12 protein-coding genes, 1 tRNA gene and 2 pseudogenes are annotated in these 19,169 nt (G+C 53.8%); 13 read left to right on the top strand and 2 right to left on the bottom strand.

Annotated features, from left to right (window positions below; all coding sequences use genetic code 11):
* The first annotated feature begins 55 nt into the window (after positions 1-55).
* From FLP30_RS11300 to FLP30_RS11260, 10 genes are all read left to right on the top strand, one after another.
* Positions 56-141: transfer RNA gene (locus tag FLP30_RS11300), tRNA-Leu, on the top strand.
* An 86-nt stretch (positions 142-227) separates the two neighbouring features.
* Positions 228-1,346 carry a DUF6538 domain-containing protein gene (locus FLP30_RS11295; RefSeq protein ID WP_168200098.1) on the top strand — a complete coding sequence of 373 codons (1,119 nt, stop codon included), beginning with the start codon at positions 228-230 and terminating at the stop codon, positions 1,344-1,346.
* Positions 1,339-1,704, top strand: a complete 366-nt coding sequence (locus FLP30_RS14125) for a tyrosine-type recombinase/integrase (RefSeq protein ID WP_246856516.1) — start codon at positions 1,339-1,341, stop codon at positions 1,702-1,704. Before FLP30_RS11295 ends, FLP30_RS14125 begins: the two co-directional genes overlap by 8 nt.
* Positions 1,705-2,017: 313 nt before the next feature.
* A complete protein-coding gene (gene mobC / locus FLP30_RS11290; RefSeq protein ID WP_149279892.1) occupies positions 2,018-2,395 on the top strand; it encodes a plasmid mobilization relaxosome protein MobC in 378 nt (125 codons plus the stop codon).
* Between the two features lie 14 nt (positions 2,396-2,409).
* Positions 2,410-4,050 (top strand): hypothetical protein, encoded by a 1,641-nt coding sequence (locus FLP30_RS11285; RefSeq protein ID WP_149279891.1) that lies wholly within the window; start codon positions 2,410-2,412, stop codon positions 4,048-4,050.
* 89 nt (positions 4,051-4,139) lie between these two features.
* On the top strand, positions 4,140-4,406 hold the full coding sequence (locus tag FLP30_RS11280) for a HigA family addiction module antitoxin (RefSeq protein WP_210419280.1): 267 nt from the start codon (positions 4,140-4,142) through the stop codon (positions 4,404-4,406).
* Between the two features lie 28 nt (positions 4,407-4,434).
* On the top strand, positions 4,435-5,973 hold the full coding sequence (locus FLP30_RS11275; protein WP_149279890.1) for a type I restriction-modification system subunit M: 1,539 nt from the start codon (positions 4,435-4,437) through the stop codon (positions 5,971-5,973).
* A complete protein-coding gene (locus tag FLP30_RS11270) occupies positions 5,970-7,112 on the top strand; it encodes a restriction endonuclease subunit S (RefSeq protein ID WP_149279889.1) in 1,143 nt (380 codons plus the stop codon). Before FLP30_RS11275 ends, FLP30_RS11270 begins: the two co-directional genes overlap by 4 nt.
* Entirely contained in the window at positions 7,112-8,110 is a 999-nt protein-coding gene (locus tag FLP30_RS11265; protein ID WP_149279888.1) for a hypothetical protein, read from the top strand. Before FLP30_RS11270 ends, FLP30_RS11265 begins: the two co-directional genes overlap by 1 nt.
* Before the next feature lie 147 nt (positions 8,111-8,257).
* Positions 8,258-11,653: a DEAD/DEAH box helicase family protein gene (locus tag FLP30_RS11260; RefSeq protein WP_149279887.1), complete on the top strand. Its 3,396-nt coding sequence runs from the start codon at positions 8,258-8,260 to the stop codon at positions 11,651-11,653.
* A gap of 339 nt (positions 11,654-11,992) precedes the next feature.
* Here the strand turns inward: FLP30_RS11260 and FLP30_RS11255 are convergent, their stop codons facing one another.
* Together FLP30_RS11255 and FLP30_RS11250 are read right to left on the bottom strand one after the other, a co-directional pair.
* Complete coding sequence (locus tag FLP30_RS11255; RefSeq protein WP_149280360.1) at positions 11,993-12,988, bottom strand: IS481 family transposase; 996 nt, start codon at positions 12,986-12,988, stop codon at positions 11,993-11,995.
* A gap of 212 nt (positions 12,989-13,200) precedes the next feature.
* Positions 13,201-14,451 (bottom strand): annotated as a pseudogene (locus tag FLP30_RS11250) (IS701 family transposase).
* A gap of 367 nt (positions 14,452-14,818) precedes the next feature.
* Here FLP30_RS11250 and FLP30_RS11245 point away from each other — a divergent pair.
* The 3 genes and pseudogenes from FLP30_RS11245 to FLP30_RS11235 form a co-directional block, all read left to right on the top strand.
* A complete protein-coding gene (locus FLP30_RS11245) occupies positions 14,819-17,194 on the top strand; it encodes a TonB-dependent siderophore receptor (RefSeq protein WP_246856514.1) in 2,376 nt (791 codons plus the stop codon).
* A 147-nt stretch (positions 17,195-17,341) separates the two neighbouring features.
* Positions 17,342-18,715 carry a transposase gene (locus tag FLP30_RS11240; RefSeq protein ID WP_149279886.1) on the top strand — a complete coding sequence of 458 codons (1,374 nt, stop codon included), beginning with the start codon at positions 17,342-17,344 and terminating at the stop codon, positions 18,713-18,715.
* A gap of 119 nt (positions 18,716-18,834) precedes the next feature.
* Positions 18,835-19,142 (top strand): annotated as a pseudogene (locus FLP30_RS11235) (IS5/IS1182 family transposase); the annotation flags it as partial.
* Between the last annotated feature and the right edge of the window lie 27 nt (positions 19,143-19,169).

The following is a 19,169-nucleotide window of genomic DNA, read 5'->3' as shown; positions in this document are numbered from 1 at the left end:
TTCATGCTCCGCATATTGACACAATTATCTATTTGCGAGAAATATTCGTTGCTAAGCGAACTTGGCGGAATGGTAGACGCAGGAGACTTAAAATCTCCAACCTTCAATGGTGTGCGGGTTCGAGTCCCGCAGTTCGCACCACTAACCTCTTGAAATATAACAGTAAAGTGAGAATTTGACGGGTCTGCGGGATTTTCCCGTTTGTCTTCCCAGAACGGGAAACGCAGATGCTCCGCCTCATTGGCTCTCATTACCACTTCCGTCGCGCAGTCCCTCAGGCCGTGCAAGCCTGCCTCGGCAGAACCGAAATCTCCCTTTCCTTACAGACTCAGAGTAAGCTCATCGCCCGAGAGCGGGCGGCGGCCCTCTATGCGTCCACAGGCGCACTGTTTGAAAGAGCAAGGATGATGGACGAAAAACCTGACACTGATCTGATGAAAGACCTGCTGGCTGTTCAGGCCCAGACAATCAGGGATCAGGAAGAAACACTTGCCCTTGCTGAAGAGTGTCACGCCCTTGACCGCAAAATCCGCAAAATCCGCGATGCCACCCATAACATGGCACTGCTGGAACGGCTTGAAAGTGAAAATGCCTTCCTTGATGAAAGCTCGAGCAAGATACGCGAGATCGGCCAGAGCTTTGAAAGTATGCGTCAGCAGCTCACCACCGGCATTGCCCTGAGCAAACAGGAAAAGAAAATGCTCAAGGCGGAAGCTGACCGTCTGTCCGGCATGATCGTTGACATCCAGAGTCGTCAGCCTGTCCATAGTATCCAGCCGGTGCCACAGAAACCTGCCCCGCCCGTACAAGAAGAGCGCAAGCCTGCCCCAAAAACGTCCTCCCCTCTTCTCTCGACCATGGCTGAACGATTCATCTATTCCGACAAGGCAAAGAGCGCCGACACTATAAAAGCCACTAAGAAGACTATTGAGCTGTTCATTGAAGCTTTTGGCGATATGCCCGTGCGACAGATTACGGGCAACGTGGCGGGAGAGTTTTTTGACTTACTTTCTTCTCTGCCAGCCACGCATGGGAAGGGTAAAACAGTTCTCCCGTTACGTGTTGTCATTACACAGGCGCACGAACGGGGTCTGGAAACAGTTGGCGGAAAAACTGTCAAAAACCATTTCTCTCGACTGTCTGCACTATGGGAGCATCTGGTCAAACGGGATTTCGCCGACAAGAACCCATGGTCTGGCTGGGACTTCAATGTCACCAAGAAGATTGTTCGCCGGGGATGGACGGATGCCGAGCTTACACAACTCGCGCATGCGGAATGGTCAGGAACGGCTGTCTCTCACCGAACATATTACTATCGGCATGTTTACAGGCATGCGCTTGGGTGAAATCTGTAACCTCAGGCGACAGGATATTGAAGTCATTGACGGTGCGCCTTGCTTCCATGTGCGCCCTCACCCCGAAGATGGCTGGTCACCAAAGACCACAGCGGGCACCCGTATCATTCCTATTCATTCCAGTCTGCTCGGAATGGAAAGGCTGAAACTGCTTCAGGGCAATGGTGAAAAATACCTCTTTCCTGATCTGACTGTTTCAGCATCAGGTGAACGTGGTGATAACTTTGCTCGCTCTTTCTCAAAGCATAAAAAAAGGCTCGGTCTGCCAGAAGCTGTGACATTCCATTCTTTCCGCCATACCGTCAGCACAAAACTTAGAAATCAGGAAGCGCACATTAGAGAGTTATAGATTGATACTGTCCTCGGCCATGAAGCAACCCACAAGAGTCAAGGAACAATGAACTACACAAGCGGGATTGAAGTTGCCAATCTCAAGCAGGTCATTGAAGCACTTACCTATCCACCCGAGTGCATCATGCCTTTCTGAAAGCCTTATGGTGACAGTCTTGTTTGTATAAAAACAAAAACAGGAAATCGGGCATCTCAATAGGTTATCTTTAGAAGGAGCCAGCAGTGCCCCATGGCTACCCGTTCCGGGTGCATGGCGCAGCTGGCAAGGGGGAATACTTCCCCCGTTGACCCCCTTTAAGGAGCACTTTGTTATGCCGATTGCCCGAACTTCTCGTCTCTCTGTGAGAGCCAGCCCAACTGAATTGGACCGCTGGAATAGCGTTGCCCGCCACCTCGGCCATGCCACCACCGCCCACTGGATCAGGGCTCTCCTGATGACCTCAGAACTGGCTGGTGACGATGGTCAGCAGGTCAGCGCAGAACTTTACAACCTGCGTCATGCCCTCTCACGCATTGGTAACAATCTGAATCAGTTGGCTCATTCCGCCCATTGTGGTGACGCCGTTTACTGCGAAACGATATTGAGCGAACTGGAAAACAGACTGCACCAGATTGACCAGCTTCTGACCCGCTCAGGGCAACCGTCAACCGGGCGCAGGTGCGTCCGGTCTGCCCAAACACTTCATTGAAAGCAATCAGGATCATGGCTGGGTCAGACTGGTTGCTTTACGATGCCATGCGGGAAGCGAGACGCGAAAACCTGACCTATGGTCTGCGTCACATCGCTTTCAATCCCAATGAACCCATGACAGACGCCCAACTGGAAGAGTTTGCCAGAAGGATTTGTCACGAATTCCATGGAGACCCGGAGCATATGACTCTGGTCATCCATCAGAAAGATGGCAGCACTCATGGGCATCTTCTCCTCCCTGAATGGCAACAGGGTCATATTTTAGACAATCGTTTTAGTTGGATACGGTTGGAGAAACTCGCAAGGCTGGAAGAAATCAGGCTGGGTCACGCGCTGGTCGCTGGACGCCACGACTGTTCGATTGCCAAAGCTCTTCGCAAAGAAGGCCGACATCAGGAAGCAGTCCTGATTGATGCTCTTGTTCCAGAGCACCCCACTGACAAACCTCGTGCTGCCTATACGTCCCAGTCACATCGCACGGCTGAACGACAAGGATTAGACCTCCCGCAACTGAAACAGCTTGTCTGCTCCCTCTGGACCCAGTCTGACGGATTAAAGTCTTTCCGTGCAGCACTGACGGAACATGGCCTGACCATGCGCGAAGGAGACCGAGCGGATAAAAGGTCAGGAGCGCACATCATTGAAGATCAGGACGGAAAACTGATCGGCAGCTTTACCCGTCTCACAAAAGTCAGAATGACGGAGTTCAGAAAGCTTCTTGCAGAAGAACAGCACCCCACAGTCAGCAAGCCAGAGACGGATATCAAAAGCACCCGTTTATCCATCCGCCGGACAACCGCTGATTTTTATGAGGAATACCCTATCCCCAAAGGCCCAGACACTCAGACCGTCCTTAGAAAAAGACCTGTTATAAAACGCCCCCAAATGCGCAAATGGCAAAGAGAACTCTGGCTCCAACGTATGGCTAATGTTGATACGACAACAACAGAACCACTCAGCCCCACATCTTCTATCCGGATCATCAGTGCAGGGGAGGCCCGTTTCCACAAGGAGATCACAAAGGCTATTGTGCAACAACAGGCTATTCTCGACCAGCAAGCCCCGGAAGCAAGCTGGAAACCTCTGGACAGAAACAGAACCATAACGACATGGCGCAGACAGCTTATCCCCTATCAGAAGCAGCTCCGAAAAAGCTATGACCGTTACGCCACGGCAAAACGAGCATGGCAGGAGGCCGAGAAAAGCCGCTGGCAACGTATGACCGGACGAGCCGGGAAACTGGAAAAAGTCTACCAGCAACTCCTGCTTAAATTTCTTGACGTCCTGCGCTTTGTCGTTCAAGCCCTCCTTCACATCGTGGGGCTACGCTCCTCGCCGCCAGAACCAGTCCGACATGTTTTGACAGAACGCGACAGATCAGCCCTTGAGGGCTTTCATAAACAATATGATGCTGAATTCACCGCCATGGCCGATCCAGATAAACTCGAACCATGGCTTGCAGGCCGTTTTAACAGGCTGGTGCAGGCCAGAGCCGACCGCATCCGACGGTGGGACAGGGAACGTCAGGCCGAAAAAGAGCGGGCACGACAGGAGATCGCACGTCTACGCGCGAAACTCGCAAGCCCGATATCCACGAGCAGAACGCAGGCTTCGGCTCCTTCCTCGCGAATACATGCGCCGGACCTTGAGTAGAACGCCGTCACGTGCAACGGATATGCGTACGACGACCCATTGATAACTGTCGACTACCACTCTACGGTTTCAGAAATGGAGAAACATACGTGACCCATCCCGGAATGTTTGTTCGCCAAGAGTGCCTTGATCCCAACGGCTTGTCCGCAACCAATACCGGCCAGGTGCTCGGGTGCAACTTCCTGAACGAGCGATCCGGCATTTCGCCGGAGATGGCGCTACGCCTTGAAAAGGCATTCGGCACCTCCGGCCGGCCCTGGATGGAACGGCAAATGAACCACGAACTAGAAACGGTCATGGCCCGCGCCTATGAGATCGACGTCCAGTCATTTACAAAGCGCCCCTCATGCACATGAACCGCGCGACAATTACAGTAGGCAGCAAGTGATCACAGGCACAATCAAAACCCAGATCGACCAGATCTGGAACGCGTTCTGGTCCGGCGGGGTCTCCAACCCGCTTTCCGTGATCGAACAGCTCACCTTCCTCATGTTCATCAAGCGGCTCGACGACCTCCAGACGGTCGAGGAACGCAAGTCAGAAGACCTCGGCCGACCCATCGCCCGCCGCATCTTCCCCGAAGGCACCGACGACAAGGGCGAGCCCTACGACAATCTTCGCTGGTCCCGCTTCAAGCATTTCGAAGCCAGAGAGATGATGCGCATCGTGGATGAGCACGTCTTCCCTTTCCTGCGCCAGCTAGGTGAGGAAGGATCGTCCTACGGCACCCACATGAAGGACGCTCGGCTTGGTTTCTCCAACGCCAACTTGCTGGCCAAGGTCGTGCAGATGCTCGACGACATCCCCATGGACGACCGGGATACCAAGGGCGACGTCTACGAGTACATGCTGGGCAAGATCGCCAGCGCAGGCACGAACGGCCAGTTCCGCACACCCCGCCACATCATCGAGCTGATGGTCAACATCATGAAGCCCCAGCCCGGTGATACCATCTGCGACCCAGCGGCGGGCACCTGCGGCTTCCTTGTGGCGGCGGGCGAATACCTGCGCGACCACCACCCGAAGATGTTGCGAAAAAAGGAAACGCGCGACCATTTCCACAATCACATGTTTCATGGCTTCGACTTCGACGCGACCATGCTGCGTATTGGTGCGATGAATATGACCCTGCACGGGGTCGAGAATGCCGATGTCTCCTATCGCGACAGCCTGGCTGAGGAACATGGCACCGACGCGGGCGGCTATTCCCTGATCCTTGCCAATCCGCCCTTCGCCGGATCGCTCGACTATGACACCACGGCCAAGGACCTTTTGAAGATCGTCAAGACCAAGAAGACCGAACTTCTCTTCATGGCGCTCTTCCTGCGGCAGCTGCGGATCGGCGGGCGCGCGGCGGTGGTCGTGCCGGACGGGGTTCTCTTCGGCTCGTCGACCGCTCACAAGGACATTCGCAAGATGCTGGTCGAGGAACATAAGCTCGACGCCATCATCAAACTACCCTCGGGCGTCTTCCGCCCCTATGCCGGTGTGTCCTGCGCCATCGTGGTCTTCACCAAGACTGGCGTCGGCGGTACGGAGGGCGTGTGGTTTTACGACATGACGGCGGATGGCTTTAGCCTCGATGACAAACGAACGCCGCTTCTGGACGCCGAAAAGCTCGGCGTCTGCCCAGCGCATACGCTGACGGACGAGGAGCATACGAAAAACAACCTGCCCGACATCCTCACCCGCTGGGGCGATTGGGAAGCCGAGGCAGCGCGGCCCCGCACAGCGCAAAGCTTCATGGTGCCTGCTGAGGACATCATCGCCACCGGGTCTTGGGACCTGTCGCTGAACCGCTACAAGGAGATCGAGCACGAGGAGGTCGCCCACGCCGCCCCCGCCGAGATCATCGCCGAACTGCGCGCGCTGGAATCCGAGATCGCGGAGGGGCTGGATCGGCTTGAGGGGATGCTGGGATGAGCGTCCTGCAAGTTTGCTTGGGTGACTTAATCGAGCCCGCTAAAACGAGAAAAGCTGGTTCCACCAACTACCCGCTTTTGTCGATGACAATGGCGGGTGGTTTGGTCGACCCCACAACCAAGTTCAAAAAGCGCGTCGCCAGTGAAGACACGTCAGGCTACAAGGTTGTCGAACGTGGACAACTAGTTGTTGGCTTCCCCATCGACGAAGGGGTCCTATCCTTCCAGCAGCTTCATGATGAAGCCATCGTCAGCCCGGCATATGGAATTTGGGAAATAAGGTCGGGAGCATCGGTTGATCCCATGTATTTGGAAAATTTTCTCAAATCGCCGCAGGCCATCGCTTACTATCTCGGGAAGCTACGCTCTACGACCGCTCGTCGTCGTTCCCTTGATAGGGGATCATTTCTCGCACTACCGGTCCCTCTCCCGCCGCTGGAGGAGCAGAAGCGGATTGCGGGGATACTGAATCAGGCAGCAGAGCTCTACCGCCTCCGCACCCGCGCCCTCGACAAACTAAACACCCTCGGCCAGGCGATCTTTCATGAGATATTTGGAAGTGGTTCTTTTGAACGGGTTGCCCTTGCAGAAGTAATTGAAGCCCGCTCTTCTCTAGCTGACCCAATACTGCCAGAAAACGCCCAACTACCTCACGTCGGTCCTGAGCATATTCGGCAGGGCGGCGCTGAAATTGAATGGGATCGCGTAGTATCCTGCGCCCAAGACGGTGTTACCAGTGGGAAATATCGGTTTGAGCCTAACGATATTATCTACAGTAAGATCCGGCCATACTTGAACAAGGTTGCAATTGCGGATCGCGTCGGAATGTGTAGCGCGGACATGTATGCACTTGTTGCAAACAGTGATGTGGTCAAGAACTCCTATCTGCATTTTATCTTAGGGAGCTCGGATTTCCTTAGCTACGCAGCATCAGTTTCGGGACGTGCAAATATTCCGAAAATAAATCGGAAACAGCTCATGGCCTACGAAATACCGGTTGCTCCGCTTGAGATGCAGGCAGAATTCGAAGGCAAAATATCAAGCATCCGAGGACAAGCAGCCAAGCTTTCGAAAAGCCTGTCAACTGGTAAAAAGTTGTTCGCCTCCCTCCAGCACCGCGCCTTCCGAGGGGAGCTCTGATGCGTGGCGAGTTTCTGGGGATCCCAACCCTGCTGATGGCCGAGATCTTCGAACCTCTGTTCGAGTTTATTGAAGAAAACGACATCGAGGTCGAAGACCTCTGGCTGGATATACTTCAGTCCGCGCTGCCAAGACCGGTGCCGCCGGTCGCCCCGACATACCAATCGTACAACGACGACGGTGAGCTGCACCTGCCGGAGGACCTTGAGGCGCGTGCAACCTACGAGGCGGCTCTCGAACAACATCAAACCAAGCTGGAGACCTACATGGAGGCCAGCACAGACGACGGATGCGCACGGGATTACATCCGCAACTTTTTCGACGACGCGTCATCGGAACATGCCATCGTCGAGACTCTGGAAAAAGCCTTCACGCCCTTTGACGATGCCGGCGGCGATCAACTGTCGAACGCGTATTTCGTTGCCGTTCAGACTTTCATAGAAAAATTCAGCCTTCGCTACGAGGTCCGCCGACCGTACTTCAATCGTAGGATGGCAATATATCCAACGCTTCCAGGGCTATTCACAAAGATGCTGCGAGATCTAAGGTTATCCAGCGCTCAAGATGCCGCTCTGGCCGCGCTAATGGGGGCCTTCGAGGAGACGATCCGAGATCTGCATGACGAACGATCTCCTCGGAGAGTAAAGCAGTGTATTGCGGCTCAGTTCAATCTGCTCGAAGCCATGTTATCCCAGCACCCGAACATACTTGCTTATAATACCGTTATGGAAAACCGCATTCCGCAAGGCCGGAAGGCGAACACTTTCGGTGCAATGTGCGACAAGGCGGGTGTTTGGCCCCACAACAAGGTCATGGAGTCTGCAAAAGCCATCTATAGCTTTGCGTCCGACTATCCCGGGATTCGCCATGGCGGTAATCCGGCCAGCCAACTGCGTGAAATTGATATGCGCGATCTCCTTTCGATATCTGTGATTTTGACGGGGTTTTCCCCTTATTTGAGTCCCTCCATGGATCCAGAAAAGATTTATTCGGATTGAGGATTAGATGACCACCAGTTTCACCAGTGCTACCGAAAGCCATGCAATCCAAAGGGGCTTGCGTCAGCGTGTGACCACAGGAGCCGATTTCTCTCTTGGTCAAACTATTCTTGGTGAAACGGAATTCGATTTTAAGGGGGCTAATACATGAGCCAGTTCAGTTTTCTGTCAGCAGACTTTCCAGCTCTCTTCAAAACGGCCAGCAAAGCCGAGACCCACGCGTTGTCTGACCCACGGGGCGCGTGCTTCTGGGCGCGGCTGACGCTGGAAACGGCGCTGAAGTGGCTCTACCGGACCGACCCGGCGCTGCGGAGGGTCTACACCGACACGCTGGCCGCGATGATTGCAGAGCCGAGCCTAGCGGCGTTGACCGGCCCCGCCGTCGTCATCAAGGCCCGTTACATCAAGGACCAGGGCAACCGCGCCGCCCATGACACCGGCAAGCCGCTGAGCGCCTATGATGCCAGCGCCTGTGTGCGCGAGCTGTTCCATGTCTGCTACTGGATTGCCCGAACCTACGCAAAGATCAAGCGCCCGGATCCGGCGCTGACCTTCGATGCTGGGAAGTTGGAGAAGTCGCTGACAATCACCGCCAGCACCGTGGCGCAAATCCAGAAGGTCGAGGCGGACATCAAGGCCGAGCGCAAGCGCGCGGCGGAGGCCGAGGAAGCCCTTCGTGCCTCTGAAGAGGGACGCGCCAAGCTGGATGAGGAGCTAGCCACCGTTCGGGCGGAGATGGCCGCACTGCGCAAGGCCAACAGCACGGTGCAGGACGACCACGACTACGGCGAGGCCGAGACCCGCGACAACTTCATCGACCTGCTTCTGAGCGAGGCGGGCTGGCCTCTCGATCAGGAGCGGGACCGGGAGTTCGCCGTAACGGGCATGCCCAACCAGAGCGGTGACGGGTACGTCGACTATGTGCTCTGGGGCGACGACGGGAAGCCACTGGGTTTAGTCGAGGCCAAGCGGACGAAGAAAGACAGTCGAACGGGGCAGCAGCAGGCAAAGCTCTACGCTGACTGTCTGGAGAAGCGATACGGTCGCCGCCCGGTGATTTTCACCAGTAACGGCTACGAGCACTGGATCTGGGACGACCAGGCCTATCCGCCGCGACGGATCTCGGGCTTTCTGAAGAAGGATGAGTTGCAGCTGCTCTTGCAGCGTCGCGAGAACATCCGCCCCTTGGCGAAGGTCGATGTAGATCCTGAGATTGCGGGGCGCCACTACCAGCAGCGGGCCATTCGCCGTGTGGGAGAGGCCATCGAACGCGACGCTCAACGCAAGGCACTCCTCGTCATGGCCACGGGCAGCGGCAAGACACGGACCGTCATCGCCCTGATCGACCAGCTGATGCGGGCCAACCGGGTGAAGCGCGTGTTGTTTCTGGCGGACCGGATTGCCTTGGTGAAGCAAGCCCACGGGGCGTTCAAAGAGCATCTGCCCTCAACACCCTCGGCCAACCTGCTTGAGCGACACGACACCAGGAAGAACGACCACGCCGGAGCGCGGGTCTGCCTGTCGACCTATCCGACAATGATGGGGCTGATCGAGGAGAGCAAGGGCGGCGAAAAGCGTTACGGCCCTGGTCACTTCGACCTGATCGTGATCGACGAGGCGCACCGGTCGGTCTACCGCAAATACCGGGCGATCTTCGATTACTTCGACAGCCTGCTGGTCGGTCTGACAGCGACACCGCGCGATGAGATCGACAAGGACACCTATTCCCTGTTTGGGCTCGAGAAGGGCGTGCCAACCGACGCTTACGACCTTGATGATGCCGTGAGCGATGGTTACCTCGTGCCGCCGACCACCATCTCCGTGCCGCTGAAGTTCCAGCGCAACGGCATCGACTACGATCAGCTGACCGACGAAGAAAAGGAAGCCTGGGACGCTATCGAGTGGGACGAGGACGGCACAGAGCGGGACCGCATCGAAAGTGCCGATCTGAACAAATGGCTTTTTAACAAGGACTCGGTCGATAAGGTGCTGGAGCACCTGATGCGCAACGGGGTCAAGGTCGAGGGGGGCGACCGTCTGGGCAAGACGATAATCTTCGCCAAGAACAGCAAGCACGCCCAGTTTATCATCGACCGCTTTAATAAGGCCTATCCGTATTACAAGGGGCAATTCGCCCAGTTGATCGATTACAGCGTCAGCTATGCCCAGTCGCTGATTGACGACTTCTCCGAGGCGGACAAGACCCCACACATCGCGGTTTCGGTCGACATGCTGGATACCGGCATCGACGTGCCCGAGGTCGTGAACCTCGTTTTTTTCAAGATCGTCAGGTCCAAGACCAAGTTCTGGCAGATGGTCGGTCGAGGAACCCGCCTGTGTCCCGATCTATTCGGGCCGGGCAAGGACAAGCAGCAGTTCGTCATCTTCGACTACTGCCAGAACCTTGAGTTCTTCCAAGAGAACCTTAACAAGACTGATGGCCCCACGGCTAGGCCGCTAGGCGAGCGATTGTTCGGCTTACGCGTCGAACTGATCGAGGCCTTGGCAGACGCAGGCGAGCCGCACGAGGCGCTAATCAAGGACATCAAAACGCGGCTCCGTGACGAGGTACTTGGCATGCCGCTGGACAACTTCATCGTCCGGGCCAAGCGGCGGAGTGTCGAAAAGTTCCGCAATCCGAAAGGCTGGGGCAACCTGACCCTCGACGACCGACTGACGTTGATCGAGGAGGTCGCCGGGCTGCCAACGGCCTTCGAGGATGGCAACCTGCCCGCAAAGCAGTTTGACCTATTGCTTTTGACTACACAACTAGAGCTGCTGAAGCAGACCGGAGCCTTCACCAGGCTCCAGGTGCGAATCATCAGCTTCGCTTCAGCGCTGGAAAGCATTGACAACGTGCCTCTCGTGGCGAAGGAAATGGAGCTGATTCTCGACATTCAGACTGACGCCTTCTGGGAAGACATCACACCGGAGATTCTGGAGACCGTGCGTCGACGCCTTCGACACTTGGCTGAGCTCATCAAGCCTATGGAGCGCAAGGTGGTCGTCACCGACTTCGAGGATGAAATCGGCGAAGGGACCGAGGTCAACATGCCGGAGGTGGGCAGCGGCGTTGACAAGGCGCGCTTCAAGATGAAGGTTCGTCGCTTCATTGACGATCATCGTGACCACATCACCCTGATCAAGATCCGCCGAGGTGAGCCCCTGACCAAGCTGGATCTCGAAGAGCTGCAGCGCATACTAATCGAGCAAGAGATCGCGAATGATACCCTCATTGCTGACCTCGACGAGGAAGGAGGCCTCGGACGCTTCTTGAGGTCACTGACCGGCCTGGACAAAGCTGCCGCGAAGGAAGCTTTCAGCACATTCGTGGGGCAACATCAATTGAACGCCGACCAAACCGAGTTCCTCGACTTGGTTATCAATAGCCTGACGGAGTCTGGGTATGTCGATCCGGCCAGCTTCTACGAGAGTCCGTTCACCGATCTGGACGACATGGGCATCGCTGGCATCTTCGACCGAGATCAGGCTAAAGAGATTATTCAGATTGTGAGAACTCTGAACGATGCTGTTGCTGCGTGATGAACTACTTCTCACTGTCGCATATCAAACACACATCTCTCATGCCTACCAAAGCAACTGCCCCTAAATATAAATTCTGGGGCTATTCACTGTGACACATCAATGCGGCTCTCATAATCACGCACGAACTGGCGTCAGAGGGTCATTGTTAGGCAGGTAGCGTTATAGGATGATGATCGCATCATAATGACGAGACGTTTAGCGTCCGCAGGTGGCATTTCTGGTCTCTCCACCTCCTTTGTCGTGCGTTCAATTCCCGCAATGTTGCCGCGCAGCAATCTACCCATCCATGTCGGCTTAAGGGAACATCTCTTACGGACGGAATGTCTAGGATGAAAGCTAGCTGTCAGGTTGTGAGACGTCATTGGCATAATCGAGGATTTCGTCGATCTGCTTCATGATGTCACGATTGGCTGGTTTGACGTAATCAGGATTACGAGACGCGGGATGTTTTTCAAGCCACGACATGATGCATTGGGCGGGAGTTATGCCGCCCAGAACACGCTGCGGGCGATGATTGTAAGCGAAACAGAAGCCTCTGAGCAGAATTTCCAGATCCTTATGGCTTGAGACACAGACCGGTAACACCTCTGTCGCGACACGGCCATTGAAGCGTTCGACCATTCCGTTGGTCTGAGGGGAGTAAGCTTTGGTCCGGCGTCGGTCGATACCCATGTCATGACAGGCTTTTTCGAAGGCATCCGCCGTAAAGCAGGAGCCACGATCGGTCAGAATATGGGTGATCCGGAAAGGAAAGGTAGTTTTGACAGCTTTGAGGAAATCGACGGAATTATCGGCATTCTCTGCGTCATAGACGGCCAGATGGACCGAGCGGGAGCATCTATCGATGGCGACATAGAGAAAACGTTTCCGCCGTTCTCCATCTGCTGTCTGCAATTTAGGCAGATGTTTTACATCGATATGGACATAACCGGGATCGTAATCCCGGAATGTTCCCTGTCCACGCACAGGCCCGGCCTTTGAAGCGGGAGGTAACCTGTTCAGTCCAGCATCTTTCAGAATACGCCAGATATTGTCCCGTTTCAGATGTGGCAGGAAATGCCGCGCGACGAAGGTCAGATCATCCAGGCCAAAACCGGTCGAACGCCGAAGCTGACAGACAATGGCACGCTCTTCCTCCGAGGCTTTCCAGGCCAGTTTCCAGGGACGGCTGCTGCGGTCCTGGCAGGCGTCTGGACCACGCCTGCGCCACTTGCGGACAGTTTCATCGCTGATCCCGTAGCGTCTGGCGAGCACGGATGTCGGTTCTGACGAACGCGCTATGTCAGCCCGGACCGCTGGTGTCGTGCGTGCCTGTGGATGGATCTGAAGCATCATTCGCTCTCCCTGCAGACGGAAGAAAACCATGGAGTGTAACGCGGTATTGCCCACGCTACATCATCCCAATGACGTCTCACAACCTGACACCTAGCACTACAGTTGCATTTTGTGTCGTGAGTGAAAGCGCATAGCGTTGGCCTGATGTGTTCGTCGAAAGACGGACCATCTGAGGATATGGGCGACGGGTAGGCGGCGTTGTGCAAGCTTTACAACGATGCGCCTGATTTCCTGTATGGACCATCGGATAAGGATGATCGTGTTCTGCGTTGTGTTTTTTTCGGTTTCAGTGAGTTTGCCTGATACCGCACACTTGCCATGACGGCATAGGCAAGCATGACCAAAGAGACATGCCGATGCCAACCATGCCAGGAACGGGTTTCGTTATGATCGAGACCGAATTCGTTTTTGGCTGCTTCGAAACATTCTTCGATCCTCCAGCGCGTTCCTTCAACGTTCACGAGTTCCTGTATGGTCATCCCTTTCGGACACCAAGTCGTAAAATAGGCGAGGTCTCCATCGACGATGGTCCGACGGATCAACAGGCCACGTGTCCATGATCCGGCAATAGGGCAGTCAAATTCTTCAGCATCCAGATCGGCAAGCGCAAGATATGCCCAGTCATACAGTCGCTCACCCTTTGTGCCGTGCCCCGCAGACAGGCGGTGTCAGTCATTCTCTGACAGAGCCGCAGCAATATCTCTTGCTTCTCCTGCAATCAGCGGGTCTGTTGCCCATGACCCGAACCAGTGATTGCCTTTGACGCCAAGGACATATCTTATTCCTGCCCGACGAAGTGTGCGTTCCACATCGCCGACGCCATACACGCTGTCTGCTGCGACCCAGCGGAAGGGCACGCCGACCTCGATACTGCGCTCGATCATCATCGAGGCCAACGCCGGTTTGGTTGCAAACACCACGTCATCGGGAACGTGGGTCTGCTGGAGGCGCTCACGGTTCGATGTCCAGTCTTGCGGGAGATACAGGGCGCGGTCAATAAAGGCATGGCCACGCGCCGAGACATAGGTGGCAAATACCCCAATCTGGCAGTTCGTGATCTTGCCGGCAGATCCCGTATACTGCCGCCCGACACCGCATGACGCCTGACCTTTCTTCAGAAAACCGGTCTCATCAATCACCAGTACACCATCTTCAGTGCCCAGATGCTCGATCACATATTCCCTCACGACATCACGAAGAGCATCGGCATCCCAGCGCCCGCGCCCCAAAAGTGCCTGCTGCCGCCAGGGACCGGGATCTCCTGCGGCTTCTGCCCGCATCCAACCTGTCTTGCGTGGATCATTGCCAATTAAAACATCAAGGAAAGAACACGCTGAATCCGCGACACGCTTTTGCGTAAACAGTGGAGCAATCCGCTCCTTGGCTGATCGAAGCGAACGCACCCATAATTCCAGCGTCTCTTCAACAGACGCACCACCAGTCATCATATCCTGAATCATGGTTATTCATAGAGTCAGAACTCAACACAAAATGCAACTGTAGTGCTAGGGAGATCTGACAAATCTCCCAAATGGAGGAACCCGTCTAACCGGGGATAGATGCCTCAGCTTCATGTTCAACCGATTGCGTCCAGATAGAGCGTGATACGCGTAAATGAAAGGATGGTTGATACGAGAATACTGCTCGACGTTATGTTTACTTCGCGATGGTAGAACTCTGCCACCATGCCCGCTCTGGTATCAAGGGCTGCCACATCGAAATAATGAATAAAATTTAATTTATTCAATCTATCAACAACAACGCATAACTGATATTCCGCCATAAATGATAATGATTCTCATTTACTGTTCCTGGTAGGATATTGATGTGACCCTCCACCCTGTAACCCATCTTCGAGTGACTGCCCTGCTGGCCTCAACGTTCCTTTCTCTAGGAGGAATATCTGCTGTTCAGGCAGAAGATATCGTAAAGAAGAAAACAAATACGAGCGAAGTTTTTGAAAAAAAATCCGTAAATAACAAACAATCAGCTGCAAAAAAGACTACAAAACAAAAAAGTATTGCCAATGTTGCATCCAAAACTGATGAAAGTATTCTTGTACGAGCCAGACGGTGGGACCACGGAAGTTATACAGCACCAGAAACAAGTGCTTCCACGGGGTTGCCATTAAGCTTACGGGAAACACCGCAGACAGTCACGGTTATGACGCGGCAGGTTATGGATGATCAGCAGATCAATACCCTGGATGACGTTCTGAATACCACGCCTGGCGTTACATCCTATGCAAACGACAACGCTGGCAGAACAACATATCGCGCACGTGGCTTCGACATTACCAACTACAAGATTGATGGCATGCAGATTGATGCCTCAACAAGCTTTGGTGGTGTTGGCTCATCCATGAATATGGACCTGTATGATAATGTGCAGATCGTCCGTGGGGCCAACGGCCTTCTGGGTGGAACGGGGGACCCATCCGCAACAATCTACTTGCAACGTAAAGCACCTCAGAGAGAATTTTCGGCGAATGGTCTTTTAAGACTAGGAAACTGGAACGAGCACCGCGTCATGGCGGACCTCAATACTCCTCTTAATCATTCAGGAACTATTCGTAGCAGATATGTGTTTTCGTGGGATGATACCGATACCTTCAGGGTAAGAGAACACGTCAACCGTATTGGGGCTCTTGCGAACTTCACAGCAGATATCTCTTCGCGAGATACGCTGAATTTCGGATTTCAATATGAAAGAACCCGTAATGATGGTGCATCCTGGGGAACCAATGTTCCTATATGGTATGCAGATGGAACAAAAACCAATCTACCACGTAGCACCAACCCTGCTGCGGACTGGAGCCAGGCCACGCGTGACCAGTATACGGCGTTTATCAACTACGATCATGATTTCTCAGCAGGCTGGCATCTGAAAGCCGGCTATATGCGTACTCAGGGGAGTTCTTATAACAACCTTGGTGTCGCAAAAATTAATAACGCATCACGGGGAACTTATGGAGGGTTTTGGAATCAGGATGGGACTGGAGCGTATCTGAACGCCCTTCATGCTGAGTATGAAGATGCGCGGGATAATGCTGACGTCCATATCTCTGGGCCCATTCATGTTTTCGGTCGCAAACATCAACTGGTCTTTGGTTTCAACGGATATAATGATGAACTGACACAGTATTCATTCAGTAAGGCTTTAGGAAACTGCTCGATTGCAGGTGTCACCCCCTATTCAGGGTGTCAGTATCGGGCAATCGGTCTTCCTATTGATAACTGGCAGACATGGAACGGATCTTACCCTAATTTTGCAACGCACCGCACACACGCGCGTGAGGTTGATGTCACCCGAAATTACGGTGCGTATGCTTCTGGTCGGTTTGTTCTAGCCAAAGGGCTTTCCCTTATTCTGGGGGGGCGCATGAGCAGTTATCAAGCTTACACCGGCACGTATAATACAGCCAACAAATACTCAGGATCCACCAGTACAGGTCAGCAAAACGCTGTCCTGACCCCTTATGCTGGTATGGTCTATGACTTTACAAAGACCATGTCGATTTATGGAAGCTATACAAACGTTTACACACCTCAGTCGAACCTGCGGGACGTCAACAACAAACCCCTCGATCCGGTCATGGGAAAAAGCTATGAAACGGGCTTGAAAGGTGCGTTCTTCAAGCAGCGCCTGAACACGTCTCTCGCATTTTATCTCAACCGTCAAAACAATGTTGCCCAGGCAACTGGCTCAACAAATTCAACCACCGGGGAAGCTATTTATCAGTCTGTCAATGGTGTGAAGACTGAAGGTATTGATTTTGATGCTTCGGGTGAGCTTCTACCTGGTTGGAACGTATTCTTTGGTTACAGCTATCTCTACGAAAAAGGTTTGAGCTATCGTCAGGATCCCCATCACCTTGTGCGTCTTACAACAAGTTATACTTTCCCTGGAAAACTCCATCATCTGACTGTTGGTGGTGGCATCTCCAGCCAGTCCAGTACAGAATGGTCCACCAATCCCGGGCGTCCTCTTGGGAATGGCAAGTATGATTCTTCCAACCTTCGTGTCAAAGGCTACACGCTCATTAATATCATGGCGCGGTATCGTGTTGCCAACTGGCTTGATATTGCCGGGAACATTACCAATCTCACAGACCGGACTTACGTGCGTCAGGAGGGGTTTTACGACGGCATGATCTATGGCGAGCCACGTACTTTTAGCTTTACCTTACGTGGTCATTATTGAACATTCTGAGACTATTCCGTCCTTTACACATGAACTGGAAACTCTAAATGTCTGCTTATAGACATTTAGAGACCGATAGTGTTGAAAAAGTCGCGCTTGACTTTGAGAGTGAAGCACTGATTCACTCTTTGCAGGAGGAACCTGCTAATGATGGGTGATCGAACGAAAATACAGGAGGCACTGTTCTACGAGTTCCGTCTTGAAGATCATGTGCCAGCTGGCCACCTTTTGCGTTCAATTGATCGCTTTGTTGATATGGACGGCCTGCGTGAGCATCTTCGCCCATTTTACAGCGGCACGGGGCGGCCTTCGATCGATCCCGAACTGATCATCAGGATGTTAATCGTTGGCTACGTGATGGGTATTCGATCCGAGCGACGGTTATGCGAAGAAGTCCATCTTAACCTGGCCTACCGGTGGTTCTGTGGCCTTGGTCTCAACGGCCCTGTGCCTGATCATTCGACATTCTCGAAAAACCGGCACGGACGCTTCCGGGAGAGTGATCTGCTTCGCCAAATGTTCGAAATGACCGTCAGGCAGTGCATCGCCAAGGGGCTGGTGGGCGGTGAAGGCTTTGCGGTCGATGCCAGCACGATCAAGGCCGACGCTAATCGGCAGCGCAGTGTTCCGAGCCCAGACAAGCTGCCAATTGAGGCCCATCGTGCTGTGCGAGAGTATTTCTCGGTGCTGGACGATGCTGCATTTGGGTCTGCTACGCCCGTACAACCAAAATATATCTCTCCGATCGATCCTGCGGCACGTTGGAACGCTGCAAGCGGTGGCCTAGCTTATTATGCCTACTGCACAAATTACCTCATCGACCTTAAATCGGCTGTCATCATGGATGTAGAAACCACGACAGCCATCCGGCAGGCCGAGGTTACGGCGCAACGCCGAATGATAGAGCGTACGCAGGAAACATTTGGGATATGGCCCGAAAGGCTTGCTGCGGATACAGCTTATGGATCCGCTGAAAATCTTGCGTGGCTGGTTCATGAGCGTGGCATAGAACCTCACATTCCGGTCTTCGACAAATCTGCCCGGCAGGACGGGACTTTCGAACGCCGAGATTTCACATATGACCACGTGCACGATCTTTACGTCTGTCCTGGTGGACAGGAACTGAAGCAGCAGTGGCGCAAGATCAACTCGGATCGACCAAACACCCCTCCCGATAACCTACTTCGATACCGTTCGTCGAAACTGGCGTGCGACGTATGCACTCTCAAACAAAAATGCTGCCCCAATCAGCCCAATCGTAAGGTTCTGCGCTCTGTTCATGAAGGTGCTCGTGATATGGCCCGCGACATTGCCTTAACCGACGCCTATATTGTCTCCAGACGAGAACGGAAGAAGGTCGAAATGCTGTTTGCTCACCTCAAGCGCATTTTGAAGATCGATCGGTTGAGGCTCAGAGGACCAAACGGCGCCCGTGATGAGTTTCATCTCGCCGCAGCTGCCCAAAATCTCCGCAAAATGGCGAAACTGATACCTACCGGAGCGCCTGCCTTATCCACCTGAGTCAAGAAAGCCGCACACATATCGAAGTGGTTTGGCAACACCTTCACTCTTCACCATGAGTTTTTCAACACTATCGCCCCATAGAAGACATTCTGCGTCCCCCTTGATCCTGCAGTCCGCTCAGTGATTACTCCGGTGCAACTGCCCTTCTGAACGGTCTTCCAGCAGCCGAATGGATGCTGGAAGACCGGGATTATGACGCTGACTGGTTCAGGCATGTCCTGGGATTAAATCCTGCATTCCGGGACGGAAACTCCTTGGGAAACCGGAAAAATACAACAAGCGGAAATACAAACGACGCAACCATATCGAGATCATGCTCGGGAGGCTCAAGGACTGGAGGCGGGTCGCAGCACGCTATGACAGATGCCCCACCGTCTTCTTCTCGGCCATCGGCCTCGCCGTAACCGTCATGTTTTGGCTATGAGTCCTGAGCCTAGAAGAAGATACGGAA

Source organism: Acetobacter vaccinii (assembly GCF_008365315.1).
In the GTDB taxonomy this organism is placed as follows: domain Bacteria; phylum Pseudomonadota; class Alphaproteobacteria; order Acetobacterales; family Acetobacteraceae; genus Acetobacter; species Acetobacter vaccinii.
This window is presented reverse-complemented; position numbering and strand designations above follow the sequence as displayed.